The following is a 19,512-nucleotide window of genomic DNA, read 5'->3' on the forward strand; positions in this document are numbered from 1 at the left end:
GAGAAATTTGTATGTTTTTTTCATAAGAAAAAGTTGGGAGTAACCATGGTTTATTCAATCCGAAAACGGAGTTTTTTGACACTAACTCTATGGAGTTTAGCGGTTGTTATTGGTATTAGTCATCCTCTACCTTCTTTTGCACAAAAAGCTGACGGCAAGCAGCCTCCAGTCTGTGAAGGACAGTTACCGACGGGAATGGTCAAGTGTAACTATGAGGGAGGAGATAACTATAAGGGAAGTTTTGTTAATGGTAAACCGGACGGTCAAGGGATTATGGTTTATGCAAACCGCGATCGCTATGAAGGACAGTTTCGCAATGGTTTACCGAATGGACAAGGAGTATTTATCTTTGCTAATGACGACCGGATCGTTGGGGCATTTAAAGATGGCAATATTACCCAGGGGACGGTGATTTTTGCTAATGGCGATCGCTATATTGGAACTTTTAAACTGGTGCGAGAAGTTGGGGGCGGAACGGTTAGTAGTCAACCCAGTGGTCGCGGACAGTTTATCTATTCCAATGGCGATCGCTATGAAGGCGAATTCTTTGCTGGATCTCCCTTTGGTCAAGGGGTGTTTACCCGAATTAATGGCACTCGCTGTCAGGGACAGTTTTTTAATCAACAACTTGATGGTAAGGGAACCTGCACTTTTGCCAACGGAACTCGCTTTGAAGGTGAATTTCGCGGTGGGGTTCCCCATGGCCAAGGAACGATTATTGATGCCAAAGGAAAACGCTTTCCAGGTAGTTTCCGTGATGGCCAGAAAGTATAGGATGGAATGGGTAATGGGTAATGGGTAATGGGTAATGGGTAATGGGTAATGGGTAATGGGTAATGGGGAATAGAAAGAATGCACCTTATATGTGTCTTTCCAGGGGAAAATGGCTGGGTCAGCAACAAAACTTAAAGAGTTAAATTAACCTAGACAGCCAATCCAGTAGTACCCTGAGTTTATTGAATGTCTTTATTCGTTTTTTGATTGAAAAGGGGAAGAAAAACCAATGGTTCAACGTGGTTCTAAAGTTCGTGTCCTACGCAAAGAGTCCTACTGGTATCAAGAAGTAGGTACAGTTGCTTCTGTAGACGCCAGTGGCATCAAATATGCTGCGATTGTTCGCTTTGATAAAGTGAACTACTCCGGTATCAATACCAACAACTTTGCCGTGAGCGAACTGTTGGAAGTGGAAGCTCCCAAAGCTACCGCTAAAAAATCCGCACCTGCTGCTAAAAAATAGCCTGTGCCGGAATTACCGGAAGTTGAAACCGTTAGGCAAGGTCTAAATCAAGTGACCTTGAACCAAACAATTGTGGGCGGTGAAGTGTTGCTTCAGCGCACTCTCGCCTACCCCTTTTCCGTGGATGAATTTTTGCAGGGTTTAACTGGAGTGGCGATCGCATCCTGGCATCGCCGAGGAAAATATTTACTGGCGGAATTGGTTAAATTAGACGCCCAGAGAACCTCTGGAGGCTGGTTAGGGGTTCATTTACGCATGACAGGTCAATTATTATGGGTTAATCCCCAAGACCCCTTACAAAAGCACACTCGGATTCGTTTATTTTTTGCGGAAAATCGAGAATTGAGATTTGTTGATCAACGCACTTTTGGTAAAATTTGGTGGGCGCCACCCGGTCAGGAAGTTTCTAGTATTATTACCGGATTAAATAATTTAGGCCCAGAACCTTTCACTTCAGAATTTTCCGTTGAATATTTACAAGAACAATTTAAAAAACGTCAACGCCCAATTAAATCTGCCCTTTTGGATCAAAGTTTAGTGGCCGGAGTCGGAAATATTTATGCGGATGAGTCTTTATTTTTAAGCGGAATTTCCCCAACCACTCCCTGTCGTGCCTTAACTCGTCCCCAACTCGAAAGGCTACATCACCATATTATTCAGGTGTTGAAAACCAGTATTGAAGTGGGCGGAACAACGATTCGTAACTTCCTGAATGTTCAAGGGGTGAATGGTAACTATGGCGGCACAGCTTGGGTTTACAACCGTACTGGAGAACCCTGTCGAGTCTGTGGAACCCCAATTGAACGTTTGAAACTTGCCGGGCGGTCGGCTCATTTTTGCCCGAAATGTCAGTATTAGGGGCAATATTTTGGTGGGATATAGATTAAAAATTAAACCTATTTTATCAGGCGTGAACGCCTCGTTACGAGGGTTTCACGCCTAGAATTAAATGGGGTTTAACCTAAGTTTAAATCCGTGACAGCACCAACACTACTCGATGAAACTAATTTCGCATATTTGGCTAAAACTCCTTTAGTATAACGGGGTTTTGGAGCTTGCCAATTTTGCCGACGTTGGGCTAATTCTTCCTCGGAAATATTCACTTGCAGTAACCGTTGATGGGCGTCAATAGTAATACTATCTCCCTCTTGAATTAAACCAATATTCCCACCGACAGCCGCTTCTGGGGCGACGTGACCCACAACCATTCCATAGGTGCCTCCAGAGAAACGACCATCGGTAATTAATCCGACTTTATCCCCTAAACCTGCCCCAATAATTGCCGCAGTTGGTGCTAACATTTCCCGCATTCCTGGCCCGCCTTTCGGCCCTTCATAACGGATAACAATGATATCGCCAGCGCTAATTTTTCCGGCTAAAATTGCATCCAAACATTCTTCTTCCGATTCAAAAACTCGCCCTGGGCCATTAATAACTGGATTTTTAACACCCGTGATTTTAGCAACCGCACCTTCCGTGGCTAAATTGCCTTTTAAAATCGCTAAATGCCCTTGAGCATACATAGGATTATTCCAAGGACGAATTACATCTTGGTCGGGACTGGGTTCGGAGGGAACATCGGCTAATTGTTCAGCAACAGTTTTCCCAGTTATTGTTAAGGCATCCCCATGAATTAACCCTTTTTCTAATAACATTTTCATCACTAACGGAATACCACCAGCCTTGTGTAAATCCGTGGCAACATAACGACCACTGGGTTTTAAATCACATAGCACCGGAACCTTAGCCCGAATAGCTTCAAAATCATCAATAGTTAGTTCAACTCCGATGGCATTAGCAATAGCTAATAGGTGTAAAACCGAATTAGTTGAACCGCCCACAGCCATAATTACAGCGATCGCATTTTCAAAGGCTTTTCTGGTTATAATTTGACGGGGAAGAATCTGATTTTTAATTGCTTCTCGTAACACATAGGCCGACTGTTCTGTACTTTCGGCTTTTTCCGCATCTTCTGCCGCCATGGTTGAGGAATACATTAAACTCATTCCCATCGCTTCAATCGCAGAAGACATGGTATTTGCTGTGAACATTCCCCCACAGGAACCCGCCCCCGGACAGGCGCGACGTTCGACTTCAATTAATTCTGTTTCGTCAATTGTTCCAGCACTATATTGTCCGACGGCTTCAAAAGCGCTAACAACAGTTAAATCTTTACCATTATAATGTCCGGGTTTAATGGTTCCACCATACACAAAAATGGACGGAATATTCATTCTAGCAATCGCAATCATCGCCCCCGGCATATTTTTATCACAGCCACCAATTGCTAAAACCGCATCCATACTTTGGGCGTTACAAGCGGTTTCAATCGAGTCAGCAATTACCTCTCTTGAAACCAAGGAATATTTCATCCCTTCAGTCCCCATAGAAATGCCATCGCTGACCGTAATTGTTCCGAACATTTGCGGCATCGCCCCCGCTTGTTTTAGGGCAGCTTCAGCGCGTAATGCTAGGGCGTTAATGCCCATATTGCAAGGGGTGATGGTGCTGTAACCGTTGGCAATTCCAACGATGGGTTTGGTAAAATCTTGATCTCCAAATCCCACAGCCCTTAACATGGCACGGTTGGGGGTGCGTTGGGTTCCTTGGGTAATGGCTTGACTTCTCAGGTTATCGGACATTAATTGTTCCTCTTGTGTGCGGGTTGTGTTCCAACGGTTCAACGACGTTTTTTGTATTGTTGTTACTCGCTGATCTAACCCATTTTTTATATTGTTATTATTATCTCAGAAAATGTGATAAATTATTAACGGCTTTGGAAATTGATGGGTTTGACTCAATAATACCTTGATAAATTTTAGTTCTGAATCTGTAAAAATTTCAATCATTATTCCGGTTTTAAATGAAGCCGAAAATATTGGGTTAGTAATTTCTACGATTCAACGGGTAGAAAATATAGAAATTATTATTGTTGATGGGGGAAGTCAGGATAATACCGTTCAAATAGCTCAAAATTTGGGGGTAAAAGTGATATTTACCCATCGAGGACGGGCGCTACAAATGAATGCGGGGGCAAAAATAGCAACGGGGGAGATTTTATTATTCTTGCATGGGGATACCCAATTACCCCTAGGATTTGAAACAGAAATCCGAAAAACATTTATTAATTCTAACATAATTGCCGGAGCGTTTCAATTAAAAATTAATGCTCCTGAATTGAGTTTAAAGTTTATTGAAAAAACGGTATTCTGGCGTTCAAAATATTTACAAATGCCCTACGGAGATCAAGCTATTTTTATCAAGGCTACCACTTTTGGGGAAATAGGTGGATTTCCTGAACAACCGATTATGGAGGATTTTGAATTAATCCGTCGTTTAAATCATTTAGGAAAAATTGAGATTTTATCAAGTTCTGTGATCACATCGGGACGACGGTGGCAAAAGTTAGGCGTATTCAAAACTACATTAATTAATCAGTTAATTGTTATCGGATATTACCTAGGAATTTCCCCAACAAAATTATCTCAATGGTATCGGAGGAAGGCGGGGAATAGGTAATGGGTAATGGGTAATGGGTATATAAAATCAGTTTTTGCCATTGTCCTGAAAGAATGTTGACAATTGAGATCGGGTTTTGCTACAATATGACATTGTGCAAATATAAGTTCGTTGCTGCTTTAGCTCAGTTGGTAGAGCGGTTCACTCGTAATGAACAGGCCGTCGGTTCAAGTCCGATAAGCAGCTTTTTGATTTCAAATCCTTGCACAGCCATACTTAGGGCTTAATCCCCTAAACCTAAGACTAATAAATTTAATCTTTTGTTATTGGTGTTAGGTTTTGCTGCTAAGTCTAGGGAAGAAAGCCCTGAAGGGCTTACTACTTATTAGAAATTAAGAGCCAAAATTCCCTACTCTACGGTATGACCGACGGCGACGATCGCTTCTTTAATCTCGGTTTCAGAAGGTGTACCGTTAATATTAACTATCTTTGTCTCTAAATTAATTTTAATATCAGCCTCAGCATCCAAAGATTTAATCGCCTTAGTAACAGTATTGGCACAGGCTTGACAAACCATAGAAGTAACTTTGATTTCAACGGTCATGGGTTTTGGTAGTAATCGACAATTCTAATGATTAACTTGCTCTACCACAAAAAAGATTAAATGTCAAGTCAATTCGGGATAATCGTTAGTGATCGGTTGTTGGTTAACACCTCAACACCTAAGACATGAGTGTTAATTGTTAAAATCTATTAAGATAGAGACAGGATAATATTGTTTCAGAAGTTAAGCGTAACCCTTCTATGACCTCACAAGTTTTAGTTGAAAAGAAAAAGTTAGAAAAACCTCCCTTTCAGATTCACTATTTGGGCGATCGCGCCTTGAGAACCCCAGCTAAACGAGTTTCCCGCATTGATGATGAAATTCGTCAACTGGTGCGGGAGATGTTACAAACCATGTATAGTGCTGACGGTATTGGTTTAGCCGCGCCCCAAGTTGGCGTGAATAAACAAGTGATTGTAATTGACTGCGAACCCGATAACGCGGCTAACCCCCCTTTAGTCTTGATTAATCCGACTATTATTAAATCCAGTACGGAAATTTCACCGTTTCAAGAAGGGTGTTTGAGTATTCCAGGGGTTTATATGGATGTGACTCGCCCGGAAGTGGTGGAAGTGTCTTTTAAAGATGAAAATGGCAGACCGCGCACCCTGAAAGCGACGGAATTATTAGGTCGTGCAATTCAACATGAAATGGATCATTTGCATGGGGTTTTATTTGTAGATCGAGTGGAGAATAAATTGGCTTTAAATGAAGAATTAGCCAAACATAAATTTTCACCCAAAGCTGTTAAATCCGTTAAATAATATAGGATAATTCAAGATGGTCGGTACTCCAAAAAGCATGGTTTTATTATTAGGTTCTTGTATAGCTGCGATCGCCTCTGTCGGTTCGGTTTTTGAACTATCTTCAGGAAATCCAGAACTAGGAAGTTTAACCACCAGTGTAATTTTAGCCTTGAGTATTCCTTTAAGTGTGTTTCTGTTTTTTGCCGCCGTTAAAGATGCTCAAATGAATCAAGAATAAAACTCTAGTAGTGAGCCCTTCAGGGCTTACTATAGGAGTCGTGGCTAACGGATGGGGGGGATATCAAAATTAGGATTGTTGACAATAGGTATAGGTAAATGCAGATTACATTTTTAGGTACTAGCTCGGGGGTTCCCACGCGATCGCGCAATGTTTCCAGTATAGCTTTGCGTTTACCGCAACGGGCTGAAATTTGGCTATTCGATTGTGGAGAGGGGACGCAGCATCAATTCCTCCGCAGTGATTTAAAAATTAGTCAAATTAGTCGAATTTTTGTTACCCATCTACACGGCGATCATATTTTTGGGTTAATGGGGTTATTAGCTAGTTGTGGGTTAGCGGGAAATCCCAAACGGATTGATATTTATGGGCCATCGGGATTATCCGAATATTTACAGGGTTGTATTCGCTATTCCCAAACCCATTTTTCTTATCCGGTTAAAGTCCATACTATTGAGCCCGGAATCATTTTTGAAGATGAGGAATATCAAGTGGTTTGTGGGCCGTTAAAACATCGAGTCCCAGCCTTTGGTTATCGAATTATAGAAAAGGATAAACCCGGACGATTTGACGTGGAAACAGCCCAAAAATTAGGGATTCCCCCTGGGCCAATTTATGCTCAACTGAAACAGGGACAGACCGTAACCCTGGCTAATGGTCAGATAATTCGGGGTAAGGAATTATGTGGCGAAGCCCAAGTAGGTCGTAAATTCGTCTATTGTACCGATACGGTATTTTGTGATGGGGCGGTAGAATTAGCGGAAAATGCAGATGTATTAGTTCATGAAGCTACCTTCTCCCATCAAGATGCAGAAATGGCTTTTCAAAGATTACATTCTACCTCAACAATGGCGGCACAGGTAGCACTAGCCGCCGGAGTCAAACAATTAATTATGACTCATTTTAGCCCCCGTTACGCCCCCGGAAATTCAATTATTTTAGAGGATTTATTAACAGAAGCTAGAAGCATTTTTCAAAATACAGACATGGCTTATGATTTCCTCACCCATGAAATTCCCCGTCGTCCCTCCCCGTAGTAAGCCCTTCAGAGCTGTCTTAATCCCGTAGTAAGCCCTTCAGGGCTATCTTTATTTCTCTAGTTTTTGGAATCAGAATGAGTCCTGAAGGACTCACTATGGGACTCACTACAAAATACTGAACTTTTCTATCCTTTTTGATCTTAACTGCCGCCAAATAGGTTTTATTCAGTCATAGAGAAGGTTTCAGAACTCCTGAACTTATCCCTATCGACAGTTTAACTGATATCGAACACACTTGAACTATAGATAGATGATATAGGGTTTCCCCAAGAGGTAAGACCATGATGAGAACTATTTTAGTTGTTGAAGATAATATCGTTAACTGGAAAGTCTTTGAACGGATTTTAACCAGACGTGGCGGGTTAATGGCAAAACATACCGAAGATGTGGAAACCGTAATGCAAATGGCGGCAAACAAACAAGCGGATCTAATCTTAATGGATGTGTCTTTAACCAATAGTTATTATGGCGGTAAAGCCGTTGATGGGATTGAAATTACCCAAATGTTAAAAGCGAATCCCGCCACTGCTAAACTTCCAGTTATTTTAGTTACTGCCCATGCGAACACAGGCGATCGGGAAAACTTTTTAGCGCGTAGTGGAGCCGATGGTTATATTCCTAAACCCGTCGTTGATCATAAGGATTTTGTTGCACAAATTAAATCCAAATTACCCGCAGATGAATAAAAAAAACTTTAATATTATAGAATCAACCTTGGTCGAAAATTATGATTTTACCAGAGTGCATTATTCTGCAATAAGAAGGCGCCAACCCAAATACCCCAAAAGAAACCTTAATCGAGTTACTCAATGAGTTTCCTAAACCTGTTTTGAGTAATCCGCAATTTCGGGTTTTATGTTTGAATTATCCCCAACTTCTCCATCAAATTCCCATTGCGACTCTGCGCCTCTTGGTTCAGTTTAATACAGCCCCAAAAAGTTTTCTGCACTGGGTTGAAAATAATTCTGAATCTGATGTTTTAGCGGGGTTTAATTATTCTACTAATCCTGAAGTCTCCAGTTATAAATAAGATAAAATGGCATGATATCGCAAATTTTTATCAAAAAATCGATCTTTAAATTATAGGCTGTATCAGAGGCGCGATCGCACCAACAAATACCTTTAGCAAAACTTCCTTAACAATAAACTCCACCACATTAATACTAACAGAATTTCCTAATTGATAATAAGCCTTATCATCATGATAATGTAGACAAAAATGGTCAGGAAACCCTTGTAAACGAGCAGCTTCCCTGGGAGTAATGCGACGAACACGATAATTATGATAAACCCCTAACTTATTCGCATCACTAGCCACTAAAGTCACCGCAATTGATTCAGGATCTAAGAATTTATACACCTCAAAGGAAAAATTACCACTCACAGGTTTATATTGATGATTAATAACTTTAAGATATTTTTTATTGACTAATGACTGAAGAAGATCATCCAAATCAGGAGGATTAAAAAATGTAGCTATTTGATTTTTAGTTAAAAGTTTTCCATCTTGTTCCTCGCCAAACTCTTTATTTCGTCTTTTCAAAATAAAACGATTCATTAACTCAATTTCCTGCGGACTACATTCTCCTTTTAAACCCAATTCCCAAGAGTGTATGGAGTTTCCCCCGCGATAATCAATTAATCTTTTTCCATGTAGCCTTTGTAAATCACCTTTCAAATGTTTTTTTAACTGTTCAATAAAAATAGGTGAACAATCATATTTAGGATTAGGATTATCTTCTAAAATTGTTTTAACACATGAAAATTGATGCTGTTGAAATAGAGAAAGTTGCTGCATATAAGAATGAGAATCCTGTGGCCCTGTATCAGAGATAATATTGAATTTTGGAGATTGTCCTAAGACAGCAATCATATAAGCTCTTAATCTATTTTGAGGTAAGCCAAAATTGCAGCTATTTAATAAAAATATTTGAAAACTATAGCCTCTTTTTTTGATTTCATATTCTATCGTTTGAATGGTTTTCCCTTGATCATTAGTTTGGATTCCTCGCACATTCTCCAATATTAAAATTTGAGGTTTATTTGTATCTATTAATCTCATAATTTCAAAAAATAATGTTCCCCTCGTATCTCCAAATCCTTCTTTCTTACCTGCGTAAGAAAATGATTGACAGGGGAAGCCCGCCAGTAAAACATCATGTTCTGGTAATTTTTCGATTGTCTTAATATCACCTAAAGCATTGTCTTTAAAGTTAGCTTGATAAACCCATCTGGAATCTTGATTAATCTCGCTACTCAGCAAACATTGAGGTTTAAACTCTAATGCTAAAGCTGCTTTTTCAAAAGCAAGTCTGATTCCTCCAATTCCGGCAAACAAATCAATAAATTTAATCGTTTTCATTGTAATATTATGAATTTTCTCTAATAAATTTGGCTAATAGCTGAATTTCTTCTTTTGAGAAGGCTACAGTACAATCACTATAAAGACAAATTGTACTGACTGCATTTTTTCTAATGTTAATATTTCCGGCTCCATCTATTTGTTAAAGGTTTAGATCAGTTTGTCAATTTTTAAGTGCATTTTCAAAAACTTCCCTAACAACTCCCCAACGAAGCCGATAAATTTCCCAAATTTCAGCATCAGTAACACCCGCTTATCCATAGGGATGTAATTGATACTCTCATCGTCTGAAGACAGGCTTGATTCTGCGGACAGAATTAAATCACCTGAATTCTTGCTACGACCGCCGGGCAAAACTGATCAAAAGTGTGGTATCCTAAGTGATTGTGGAAATTTACGGATCATCTCTGAGATTCAACAACTATGGCTCTCACACAGCAGCGTAAACAAGAAATCATGTCCGAGCACCAAACCCATGAAACCGATACCGGTTCCTGCGAGGTGCAAGTGGCTATGCTGACGGAACGGATTAGCAAACTCAGCGAACACTTAAAAATCAATAAAAAAGATCACGCTTCTCGCCGTGGACTTTTACAAATGATTAGTCGTCGTAAAAGCCTGTTAGGTTTTTTACAACGCCTAGACAAACCACGCTACCAAGCGTTAATCGCTCGTTTAGGAATTCGGGGTTAGGGTTTTTCAGGCCTTCTGTAAATCCCTCTATCTTGATTCCCGACCTCAAGCTTTCCTCCTGCATTTCCAGACCCCTTTTCTGAACCTATGTCCTCTGAACGTCCGACCGCACGGCCCGCCTTTGAACCCAAGAAAAATCGCAAAAAAACCGATAAAGCGACTTCTAATCCCCCAGAAAAGGCGATTTCAGACCCTAAACCCAAAAAAACCAATCAGAAAGTTAAGGCAACTCCTAAGTCTCCTAAACCTGAACCCAAAACTCAGAAGGAGACTAAACGCACCTACACCCGGGAAGAAACAGCAATTCCAGAGAAAGTTAGTCAACGGATGCTCTCTCGGATGGTGGTTTTAGCTGGAATTCCTTTGCTCCTGGGTTTGGGAAGCTTCATCGGCAGTTACTTCATCATTACCCAAGATTTGCTTGTCCTTCCCAATACGGCTATTGTAATTTTGAGTATGGGATGTTTTGGGTTAAGTGTCCTGGGGTTAAGCTATGGGGTGCTTTCTGCATCCTGGGATGAGGAAGCGCCGGGTAGTATATTGGGTTGGCAGGAATTCAAACTGAATTTAGGGCGAATGCAGGATGGATGGAAAGCTGCAAGGCAGAAAAAGCAGAAAAATTAAGATTTCAAAAGTTGATGTCCAAAACTGAATTGTTATACGTTAAATTGGCTTTAAATCGGGCTGTATTTTCTTAGACAATTTCAGCTTTTTAAATTTGATCGATCGATCAAAACAGGATAAATGATTATAGTAATGAAAGTCGGCACACCAGAAGCCGAAATTGCACGTTTAAGTGAAGATCTCACAACCACTTGGGGTTTATCACCGGAGAAAATTGTCGGTAAACACAAAGTTGTGATTGGGTTAGTCGGTGAAACTGTCGATCTCGACCCTTTACAACTGCGGGAAATGAGTCCTTTTATTGAGGACGTCATGCGGGTAGAAAAACCCTATAAACGGGTAAGTCGTGCCTACCGTCAGGGCGAAGCCAGTGAAGTCACTGTTCCCACTCCCGCCGGGAATGTTACCTTCAGCGAACATCATCCCCTAGTCGTTGTGGCTGGGCCTTGCTCGGTGGAAAACGAGGAGATGATTGTCGAAACCGCAAAACGAGTTAAAGCCGCTGGAGCTAAATTCCTGCGGGGGGGAGCTTTCAAACCTCGGACGTCTCCTTATGCGTTTCAAGGACATGGTGAAAGTGCATTAGGGTTATTAGCTGCGGCCCGTGATGCAACGGGATTAGGTATTATTACGGAGTTAATGGATGCCGAAGACCTGGAAAAATTAGGGGAAGTTGCCGATATTATTCAAATTGGCGCTCGCAATATGCAGAACTTTTCCCTCTTGAAAAAAGTGGGAGCGCAAAACAAACCCGTATTACTCAAACGGGGAATGGCTGCGACCATCGAAGAATGGTTAATGGCGGCGGAATATATCCTAGCGGGTGGTAATCCTAACGTGATTTTGTGTGAACGGGGAATTCGCACCTTTGATCGTCAGTATGCCCGTAATACCTTGGATTTATCCGTTTTACCTGTATTGCGATCGCTGACTCACCTACCAATTATGATCGATCCCAGTCATGGCGTCGGTGTGGCGGAATACGTTCCCTCAATGGCCATGGCTGCCATTGCCGCCGGAACAGATTCCCTGATGATTGAAGTTCACCCCAACCCGGCTAAAGCCCTCTCCGATGGCCCCCAATCACTGACTCCAGAACGGTTTGACCGCTTAATGCAAGAACTATCTGTGATCGGGAAAGCCGTAGGTCGTTGGCCGAAAGAACTGGCTGTCGTCGGTTAAATTAGTCTCAAAAATTTGGAACTTGATCAAGGCGTTTGTGGTAAACGCCTTTTTTTGATATCTATTTTGATGGTGTTGTTGATATCCTAATTACCTGAGTAAAGGATATATAATGACTTGGGTGAAGTCTCGACGAAAATTTGAGGAGTGAACTTGCAAATGTCTAATCTGTACAAAATTGTTTTTTTAGGGACTGCGATCGCCTTAACCCTGAATGGGGGTGAACTTCTTGCTCAAGAACTTTCCTCGGAATCTTCCTTAGAAAATATTGTGGCATCTTCCGTAGGAATTGCCTCTCAAACTATATTAGAAACACCGAATTTTAACCCAGAGCAGATTTTTGCTCAAACTTCAGAGCTTAATTCCTCCCTAGAAATAGCTTCTCAAACCACCTTAGAAACATCGGATTTCAACCCAGAGCAGTTATCTGTTCAACCTCCAGAAATAGAGCCGTCAGCCGAAATTATTCAACAGCAACCCCAAACTTTATCCGAAGCTCAAAATGCTTTTCCTTCCACCCAAGCAGCCGATTTAAGTAATAATTGGATGGAGCGAGTGGAATGGAGTGTTGCTCAAAATCCAGATCAATCTTTACCCGTTGCCCAACAACAAAACAAATCAGAAAAACCGGAAGATCCCCGTAAAGCCGCCGATGCCAATGGCCGTCGTTTAAGTAATAACTTTAATTATATTGGTCTTGGGGGTAATATTGGAATTGCCGGAGATGGATCGGGTTTAGGGGGAGGAGGTTTAATGACCCTCTCAAAAACCGGGTTTTCAGAAAATTTTTCCTTACATTCTAGTGGAATTCTAATTGGAAGTGATAGTGCGAGTCTAACGCACTTGACCGCAGAATTTCCCGTCAGAAGCGAAACCAATGCAGTACGTTTTTCCCCCTTTGTAGGAGCCGGAATTATCTACAAAGATTTATTTAATAGTGACCTTAGTTTGGGCCCTTCAGCGACCGTTGGAATTGATATTCCCATTTCCTACAGTTTCTTAATTACTGGACGTGCCAGTGTCGGATATATTCGAGAAGAAACGGATTTTGGGATTCAAATTGGTTTTAGTTATATCTACACGAAAGGGTTACTGGGTTTGATTTTTAAATAATTTTACCCAAAAGGAATATTGTGGCAATAATATTCCCTATTCCCTATTCCCTATTCCCCATTCCCTCCCCCCGTGCACGCAGGGTTGGGGGGGCTGTTCCCTAGTGCTATAACTGAAAAAGACCTATTCCTTATCGTGACTTTTTTCAATTAAAGCATCAGATTCTTCAACCATGGTTTTTAAGAGTTGATTCAGTAATACTAAATTCTCAGAAGATAGGGGCGTTATTGCCAGACGAGTGTTCAGTTCACTTAGTTTGTTTTGGAGTTGCTGCGTCAGTCGTAGAGCATCTAAACTTAATTTAGATAACTGTTGTTTTTGATAAAACTTTAAAGCAGCCCCGCGTAAAACCTGTAGGTTAGCTTCTTCTCCCAAGGGTGCTGGATTAATTCTTAAACGTAGTAACAGATGAGTATTTTCATAAAGCCTTTCCATTTCAACTTGTCGCGGTTTATCTACAGGAATTAATGGTAGTTCTACTAACAGTTTTAATTCATTAATAACCCCTTTAAATTGCTGATCATCTAGCCCGGTAACAACGGATTGTAAAACGCCATCTTGACTCCACAAAATTCGGCTTAAATTAGCCTCTTGACGTTCAAAATAAAGCCTTCCAATACCTCCCATTAAAACTCGTCCTAACAGTTCTTGTAATAATTCATGGGGAGATAACATCGATAAAACTTCTACCGGACTTTCTAAATAAGTCGTTTTTACCTCTAAAACCGATAGTGCTTTTGAAGAACTTGTGGATATTGATTCTACAGATTCAGGTAAAAAATTTTCGATTTTTGAGGTTGATAAATTTGAATTTACTGGTGCTAAAGAAATAACTGGCTCTATTTCCACAACTTTTGGAGAGGGAACAGAAGTCGAGACCTCAAAACTTGAAACAGGAGTTGGTGATGAGTTTTTCTGTTCAGAAAATTGGGTGATTGTTTCCATATCTATTGTCAAAGATTCATCGGTTTTAGCCTGTTGTGTATGATAGAGATAGGCTGATAAAATAGAACGTTGCTCCTTCGAAGAAATCACCTGACTGATGATGGAGCAATTCATGTAGGATACGATCTTCTGCACATATTCTAAGGCTGATTGATCTTCTGAATCAACCACACCTAAATATAAATGATGATCTTTGAGACAAAGAGGTAAAATTTGGTAATGCAGGCAAACTTCTAGCGGTAAGATACTGTCAATTAAGGCAAAAATTTGCTGCGATTCCAGTGTAACTGTCCCAGTTGCTTCAGATTTAGCTAACATCTTTATAATTTTAATTTAGTGTCTTAGTCCAATATTCTTAGATTTAGAGCTAAGTTCAGCATGAATTAGCTCACTCACGAAGGCACCCCGGCTTAAATCAAATATCTACAACCGTTGAGGAATAAAGACAAGGGGATTAGTAATGCTCCTCTATTTGATTTAAGTTTAACAGCCTTTGCGGAAATCAGCTATAAAATGTAAGTGAAAATGGCTAAACTGCGGGAGCCGGAAATTAGCGATCGCTCCTTGCCATCCCTAGGTTATGATCATGGATCATGCTATGTTGGATTAAGCTGATCGCCACTAGGGAAAATTCAAACCCCTGATTTCCTATCTTTAATCGGGTTAGTTGTTAAATTCATTCCTTCCCGTCTGACTCTGAGATCATAATAAATAACCCCAGCAATTGATTGCCAAAATGGAAGAAATAAAGCCCCGATAATAATATTTATAGCCACGGAAAATAAATTCACAATCAGTTTATAAGTAGATGAATCGGGGTTAACTATAATTCCAAAAGCCAGTGGCAAAAAGACGATAATCAATATAACTAAAATTGAAACAGGTAAGATAATTAAAAATCCCAAAAACAGAATTCCTTGAATCCGTAATACTGCTCCTTTGGTTAGTTTCCAACTGCGACTAATTCCTGCTGTTGCGGTCATATTATCTTCAACGGCTAAGGGTAAAGCCGCAATGTACATTCGAGAAGCTAGTCCAATATAGGCACATAAAACACCAATAAAAATCCCAAAACCAATTAAGTATATGAGCGGATTATCTTGTCCTAACAAATAAACTAAGATAGCTAGGGAAATTACCCCAACTAAAATTAATCCCAAAAGTCCCCCGATTAAAATTAAGCCGACCAGAATTCCTTGTCCTAAAAAACTCCACATTCTGCGCTCGACACGACTACGAGCTTCTGAAATTACTTCGGGCTGTTCTAAGGTTTCATAATAAGCTAAACGACCAATTAGTGCAGAAAGTGCGGAAAATTTAGCCCAGCCATAAATCGGAATAATTGACCAGCAATAGGCTTGCAGAGCTATATTAAAATAGGATCTGAAATGATCTCGATAGATGCGTAACCCGGCACTAATGACACCAATTATGCTCAGAGGGCTAATGGTTTGATTTTTAGTCATAATCGTAAGATGATGTTATAAATAAGCAGATTTTCCCATGATCTTAAACCAAAATCCTCAAAATTCCAAAAATTCTATAAATATTAAACTTTGGGGAGGAAGACGAGAAAAACACGGGAAACAATAATGAATCAATCCGTCAAAGTCAATAAAAACAGTGCCATGGTTAGAGTAAAAAGTTTTCAAAAATATTTGACAGCAGTTATATTAGGAACAACTGTACTGTTCGGAGGAGTAACAAAACAGAGTCCAGCCCTATCAATTCAGCCCCAAAACCCGATTCTCCTGGCTCCATCCCCAGTTAAATTCCTGACTCCCCACACCCCCAAATTTGCCACTTCTAATTTATTTCCCCCACCCAATAATCAACTTAATGACTCGATTGAAAATAATTTGAGAGTGGTGATTAAATTAAATCAACGTCGGGTTTATCTCTATCAAAATCAACAACTCCAAAGCAGTTATCCTATCGCTGTTGGTCGAGAAGGTTGGGAAACTCCTGTGGGTGAGTATAAAGTGATTGAGATGATTTCCCAGCCCACTTGGGAACATCCCTTTACCGGAGAAATTATCCCTCCAGGGCCAGATAATCCTTTAGGAGAGCGTTGGATTGGGTTTTGGACAGACGGAAAAAACTATATTGGTTTCCATGGAACTCCTAATACTGAAACCGTTGGACAAGCCGCTTCCCACGGTTGTATTCGGATGTTTAATCAAGATGTTCTGGCTCTATTTCAGAGGGTAAAAATCGGAACTCCCGTAATAGTTGAACCTTAAATAAACAGGACTTACACAATTACGCTATATATAGCCCATAGAAAATCTGGTGATTTTCGTTGATTTGGCTCAGATAATTAACTCATCAAGTTATTACTTTTTCATTCCTTATAATTTACTTAAAGGTTCTGGACTTGTTTCTATATATAATAGAACTTAGAGATATAGCAGTCGCCAGACCTATTAGGACAAAGAGTGATGCAGCAAAGCTAGACGGTGAAGTCTTTTCCTCCGGTGTTCCCTCCCCCCAAGCCCCCCGTGCACGGGGGGTTTGGGGGGGGCTGTTCCGGTGTTCCCTGCTATATAATTTATTTATCGGTAATTCTCAAAACCTATGACTCAAACTTTACCCAAACTCGTAAGCTTTGAAGAATTTGTGGAGTGGCTGCCAGAAAATTCAGCGGTACGCTACGAACTGCATAATGGAGATATTGTTGAGATGGCACAACCAGTAGGCGAACACGAGGAAGTTATCAGTTTTCTTGGTATCAAAATTTCCGTTCAAATAGATCGTCTGGGATTACCCTACGGTATCCCCCGCCAAGTAATAGTTAGACCTCCTGAAAAAGATTGTGGTTATTTCCCTGATATTTTGGTACTCGATCGCGCAAATCTGGCGAACGAAACATTATGGCAAAAACAATCTACCCTCAGTTTAGGTGCATCTATCCCTTTGTTAATTGAGGTTGTATCAACTAATTGGCGAGATGATTACCATTCTAAATATGCCGATTATGAGGAGATGGGTATCCCAGAATATTGGATTGTCGATTATGCTGCTTTGGGGGGACGCAATTTGATTGGAAATCCCAAACAACCGACAATTTCTATCTGTAACTTGGTTGACGGTGAATATCAAATCGTCAAGTTTCGAGAGAATGATCGCATTGTGTCGCAAACTTTTCCAGATTTGAACCTCACAGCAAACCAAATTTTTCAAGCGGGTGTAGTTTAGTTTGTTCTAATACCACTTTTAAATTGAAGATTTCTGAACTAATCTAAATTATGGATAATACAAGCAGTTGTTAAAATAGAAGCCCCCACTTATATAATATTTTGCGAGAAAATCATTATGCCAGATGCGATGATGTACGATGAGGATACCTTTCTGGTGTTAGAAACCCATGAACCAGAACAGTTTATGAATGTTACGGAACTCCTCGAAAAACTCAAGTCCGTTTTATCTGAACATCAAGACAATCTACCCCAGGATTTACAACGCTTTAATACTCTTGAAACCCAAGCTCAATATCTCTTAAATACAGGTTGCGATCTCAACCTAAGTCCGGGTCAATATTTACAATGGTATGCTGTTAGACTGGAGAAATAGGGTGAACTGTTACGGATTTATCAGCTATTATTTTTAGCCGTTTAAATCCGTAGCAACTCAATTATTTGTGTCTAATGAATTCGTAAATTGCTAAATAATCAGTTCCAGGTTGGTTCCAAGAATAGTCATAATTCATGCCTTGAATTCTCAATTTTTCAAATTCATCAGGATAGTAATTATACAAGCCAATAGCTCGATCCATTGCGGATTCTAACCCTTGAAAATCGGTTTGATTGAAGACATAACCGTTGCGTTTTTCTGGTTCATGATATTCATCATAATCCCGATCAAAAACGGTATTAACTAAACCTCCAACCCCTCGAACAACCGGAACCGCACCATATTTTAACCCAATCATTTGAGTTAACCCGCAGGGTTCATAATTGCTCGGAACCACAATAATATCCGCCGCTGCATAAATTAAATGGGATAATTCCTCATTAAAACCTAGTTCTAAATGACAATCGGGGTTATTATTTAAAAAGTTCTTTTCATGCCAAAACCAAGAATTAATACTGGGTTCCGTTGCCGATCCTAATAACACAAACTGCGCTTGTCGATGCAGGGCATAATAAATAGCATGATGAACCAGATGTACACCTTTTTGATCATCTAAACGACCAATATAACAAACAAGAGGTTTATCATCATGACTTAACCATAATCTTTCCCGTAGGGCTTTTTTATTCTTTTCCTTTCCTGCTAAATCTTCGGAACTATAGGGGTAGGGAATAAATGAATCAATTTCAGGATTCCAAACCGCATAATCAATCCCGTTTAATATTCCACCAAATTTATGTTGATGCAGTTCTAAAGTATGTCCTAAACCATAACCAAATTCTCCATAATGGGCTTCCCAAGCATGGTTAGGAGATACGGTTGTAACAAAGTTAGAGTAGACAATTCCCCCCTTCATAGAATTTAATCCAAATGGGTTAAAATTATCGCGTAAACGGTCATATTCAAAATAGTAGGATTCTCGGTTTAATCCCGTTGCCCAAAGGATATTTGTCCCCGCAATTCCTTGATGTTTGAAATTATGAACAGTATAACAAACCCGGATATTTTCCATTCCGTGATATTTGTACATTTCATACAACATCACAGGAGCTAAACCCGTTTGCCAATCATGACAATGGAGAATATCGGGACGTTTATCAGTTCTCAGTAAAAACTCTAATGCGGCTTTACTAAAAAAGGCAAATCGTAAATGGTCATCTACACAACCATAATAACAACCTCGGTTGAAGAAATTATCTTCGGAGTGAGGTTCAATAAAAAAGCATAAGCTTCCATGAACCCAACCACAAAAGACAGTGCAGTGTATTGCACCATCAAACCAGGGAACAGATAAATCTTGATAGGCTTCATGAAGTCCCCAAATTTGGTCATACCTCATGCAGTCGTACTTGGGCAAAATAATTTCAATGGTATGACCCCGTAGTTCTAACTCCCTACTGAGTCCGTACACAACATCGCCTAAGCCTCCCGCTTTGATGACTGGGGCGCATTCAGAGGCAATTTGTACGATGTACATCCTGTTTACTCACTCCAAACCGTGATGTTTTGTCTTCCCCATAGTAATCATGTTGGTTGCAATAGTAAAGTCCTAAAGTATGATTTTTTTTACCAATTGAATCAATTCTGATCAGAATTGCCTGGTTTAGTTGGGGGATTGATTCAGTTTGATTTCCTG

General features: G+C 40.2%; 23 protein-coding genes and 1 tRNA gene. 17 read left to right on the forward strand and 7 right to left on the reverse strand.

From position 1 onward, the window contains the following. Window positions 1–45 precede the first annotated feature (45 nt). The 3 genes from NMG88_RS12405 to NMG88_RS12415 all read left to right on the forward strand — a co-directional run bounded on the left by NMG88_RS12405 (window position 46) and on the right by NMG88_RS12415 (window position 2,095). Window positions 46–774: an MORN repeat-containing protein gene (locus NMG88_RS12405; RefSeq protein WP_042154981.1), complete on the forward strand. Its 729-nt coding sequence runs from the start codon at window positions 46–48 to the stop codon at window positions 772–774. Between the two features lie 229 nt (window positions 775–1,003). Beyond that, the gene (locus NMG88_RS12410; protein WP_026788198.1) at window positions 1,004–1,237 is read left to right on the forward strand and encodes a photosystem I reaction center subunit IV; all 234 of its coding nucleotides are present in this window, start codon (window positions 1,004–1,006) and stop codon (window positions 1,235–1,237) included. 3 nt (window positions 1,238–1,240) lie between these two features. Beyond that, a complete protein-coding gene (locus NMG88_RS12415; protein WP_227398326.1) occupies window positions 1,241–2,095 on the forward strand; it encodes a DNA-formamidopyrimidine glycosylase in 855 nt (284 codons plus the stop codon). A gap of 98 nt (window positions 2,096–2,193) precedes the next feature. Here the strand turns inward: NMG88_RS12415 and ilvD are convergent, their stop codons facing one another. Next, a complete protein-coding gene (gene ilvD, locus NMG88_RS12420; RefSeq protein WP_042154977.1) occupies window positions 2,194–3,879 on the reverse strand; it encodes a dihydroxy-acid dehydratase in 1,686 nt (561 codons plus the stop codon). A gap of 166 nt (window positions 3,880–4,045) precedes the next feature. Here ilvD and NMG88_RS12425 point away from each other — a divergent pair, with 166 nt between their 5' ends. Together NMG88_RS12425 and NMG88_RS12430 are read left to right on the forward strand one after the other, a co-directional pair. Beyond that, on the forward strand, window positions 4,046–4,756 hold the full coding sequence (locus NMG88_RS12425) for a TIGR04283 family arsenosugar biosynthesis glycosyltransferase (RefSeq protein WP_346732949.1): 711 nt from the start codon (window positions 4,046–4,048) through the stop codon (window positions 4,754–4,756). Between the two features lie 113 nt (window positions 4,757–4,869). Beyond that, a tRNA-Thr gene (locus NMG88_RS12430) sits at window positions 4,870–4,942 on the forward strand. Window positions 4,943–5,105: 163 nt separating this feature from the next. On the opposite strand, the gene NMG88_RS12435 is transcribed toward NMG88_RS12430, so the two are convergent. After that, window positions 5,106–5,300 (reverse strand): heavy-metal-associated domain-containing protein, encoded by a 195-nt coding sequence (locus NMG88_RS12435; protein ID WP_235751667.1) that lies wholly within the window; start codon window positions 5,298–5,300, stop codon window positions 5,106–5,108. A 200-nt stretch (window positions 5,301–5,500) separates the two neighbouring features. Between NMG88_RS12435 and def the strand changes: the two genes are divergently transcribed. From def to NMG88_RS12460, 5 genes are all read left to right on the forward strand, one after another. Beyond that, window positions 5,501–6,064: a peptide deformylase gene (def, locus tag NMG88_RS12440; RefSeq protein ID WP_042154973.1), complete on the forward strand. Its 564-nt coding sequence runs from the start codon at window positions 5,501–5,503 to the stop codon at window positions 6,062–6,064. A gap of 16 nt (window positions 6,065–6,080) precedes the next feature. Next, window positions 6,081–6,284 carry a hypothetical protein gene (locus tag NMG88_RS12445; RefSeq protein WP_026788190.1) on the forward strand — a complete coding sequence of 68 codons (204 nt, stop codon included), beginning with the start codon at window positions 6,081–6,083 and terminating at the stop codon, window positions 6,282–6,284. 98 nt (window positions 6,285–6,382) lie between these two features. Beyond that, a complete protein-coding gene (locus NMG88_RS12450; RefSeq protein WP_254035466.1) occupies window positions 6,383–7,321 on the forward strand; it encodes a ribonuclease Z in 939 nt (312 codons plus the stop codon). 287 nt (window positions 7,322–7,608) lie between these two features. Further along, window positions 7,609–8,010 (forward strand): response regulator, encoded by a 402-nt coding sequence (locus NMG88_RS12455; RefSeq protein ID WP_227351504.1) that lies wholly within the window; start codon window positions 7,609–7,611, stop codon window positions 8,008–8,010. Window positions 8,011–8,153: 143 nt separating this feature from the next. After that, window positions 8,154–8,354 (forward strand): hypothetical protein, encoded by a 201-nt coding sequence (locus NMG88_RS12460; RefSeq protein WP_227350842.1) that lies wholly within the window; start codon window positions 8,154–8,156, stop codon window positions 8,352–8,354. 45 nt (window positions 8,355–8,399) lie between these two features. Here NMG88_RS12460 and dcm read toward each other — a convergent pair whose 3' ends face one another. Both dcm and NMG88_RS22700 read right to left on the reverse strand, forming a co-directional pair. Next, the gene (gene dcm, locus NMG88_RS12465; RefSeq protein ID WP_254033885.1) at window positions 8,400–9,686 is read right to left on the reverse strand and encodes a DNA (cytosine-5-)-methyltransferase; all 1,287 of its coding nucleotides are present in this window, start codon (window positions 9,684–9,686) and stop codon (window positions 8,400–8,402) included. 7 nt (window positions 9,687–9,693) lie between these two features. After that, window positions 9,694–9,825, reverse strand: coding sequence for a hypothetical protein (locus NMG88_RS22700; protein WP_420884297.1), 132 nt, complete (start codon window positions 9,823–9,825; stop codon window positions 9,694–9,696). Between the two features lie 284 nt (window positions 9,826–10,109). Here NMG88_RS22700 and rpsO point away from each other — a divergent pair, with 284 nt between their 5' ends. The 4 genes from rpsO to NMG88_RS12485 all read left to right on the forward strand — a co-directional run bounded on the left by rpsO (window position 10,110) and on the right by NMG88_RS12485 (window position 13,298). Continuing rightward, window positions 10,110–10,379, forward strand: coding sequence for a 30S ribosomal protein S15 (rpsO, locus tag NMG88_RS12470; protein WP_026787815.1), 270 nt, complete (start codon window positions 10,110–10,112; stop codon window positions 10,377–10,379). Window positions 10,380–10,466: 87 nt separating this feature from the next. After that, on the forward strand, window positions 10,467–11,003 hold the full coding sequence (locus NMG88_RS12475) for a PAM68 family protein (RefSeq protein WP_042154960.1): 537 nt from the start codon (window positions 10,467–10,469) through the stop codon (window positions 11,001–11,003). A gap of 120 nt (window positions 11,004–11,123) precedes the next feature. Further along, the gene (gene aroF, locus NMG88_RS12480; protein WP_042154958.1) at window positions 11,124–12,185 is read left to right on the forward strand and encodes a 3-deoxy-7-phosphoheptulonate synthase; all 1,062 of its coding nucleotides are present in this window, start codon (window positions 11,124–11,126) and stop codon (window positions 12,183–12,185) included. A gap of 159 nt (window positions 12,186–12,344) precedes the next feature. Then, window positions 12,345–13,298, forward strand: coding sequence for a hypothetical protein (locus NMG88_RS12485; RefSeq protein ID WP_227350839.1), 954 nt, complete (start codon window positions 12,345–12,347; stop codon window positions 13,296–13,298). 123 nt (window positions 13,299–13,421) lie between these two features. Here the strand turns inward: NMG88_RS12485 and NMG88_RS12490 are convergent, their stop codons facing one another. Further along, the gene (locus NMG88_RS12490) at window positions 13,422–14,561 is read right to left on the reverse strand and encodes a GspE/PulE/PilB domain-containing protein (protein ID WP_042154956.1); all 1,140 of its coding nucleotides are present in this window, start codon (window positions 14,559–14,561) and stop codon (window positions 13,422–13,424) included. A 314-nt stretch (window positions 14,562–14,875) separates the two neighbouring features. Then, complete coding sequence (locus NMG88_RS12495; protein ID WP_235751664.1) at window positions 14,876–15,709, reverse strand: hypothetical protein; 834 nt, start codon at window positions 15,707–15,709, stop codon at window positions 14,876–14,878. Window positions 15,710–15,835: 126 nt separating this feature from the next. Here NMG88_RS12495 and NMG88_RS12500 point away from each other — a divergent pair, with 126 nt between their 5' ends. From NMG88_RS12500 to NMG88_RS12510, 3 genes are all read left to right on the forward strand, one after another. Further along, the gene (locus tag NMG88_RS12500; RefSeq protein ID WP_227350838.1) at window positions 15,836–16,486 is read left to right on the forward strand and encodes a L,D-transpeptidase; all 651 of its coding nucleotides are present in this window, start codon (window positions 15,836–15,838) and stop codon (window positions 16,484–16,486) included. Between the two features lie 334 nt (window positions 16,487–16,820). Further along, window positions 16,821–17,441 (forward strand): Uma2 family endonuclease, encoded by a 621-nt coding sequence (locus tag NMG88_RS12505; protein WP_027249878.1) that lies wholly within the window; start codon window positions 16,821–16,823, stop codon window positions 17,439–17,441. A 117-nt stretch (window positions 17,442–17,558) separates the two neighbouring features. Beyond that, entirely contained in the window at window positions 17,559–17,816 is a 258-nt protein-coding gene (locus tag NMG88_RS12510) for a CRR7 family NDH-1 assembly protein (RefSeq protein WP_026795138.1), read from the forward strand. Between the two features lie 61 nt (window positions 17,817–17,877). Here NMG88_RS12510 and glgA read toward each other — a convergent pair whose 3' ends face one another. Beyond that, on the reverse strand, window positions 17,878–19,353 hold the full coding sequence (glgA, locus tag NMG88_RS12515) for a glycogen synthase GlgA (protein ID WP_227350837.1): 1,476 nt from the start codon (window positions 19,351–19,353) through the stop codon (window positions 17,878–17,880). Window positions 19,354–19,512 lie beyond the last annotated feature (159 nt).

The organism is Planktothrix agardhii (assembly GCF_904830935.1).
Lineage (GTDB): Bacteria > Cyanobacteriota > Cyanobacteriia > Cyanobacteriales > Microcoleaceae > Planktothrix > Planktothrix agardhii.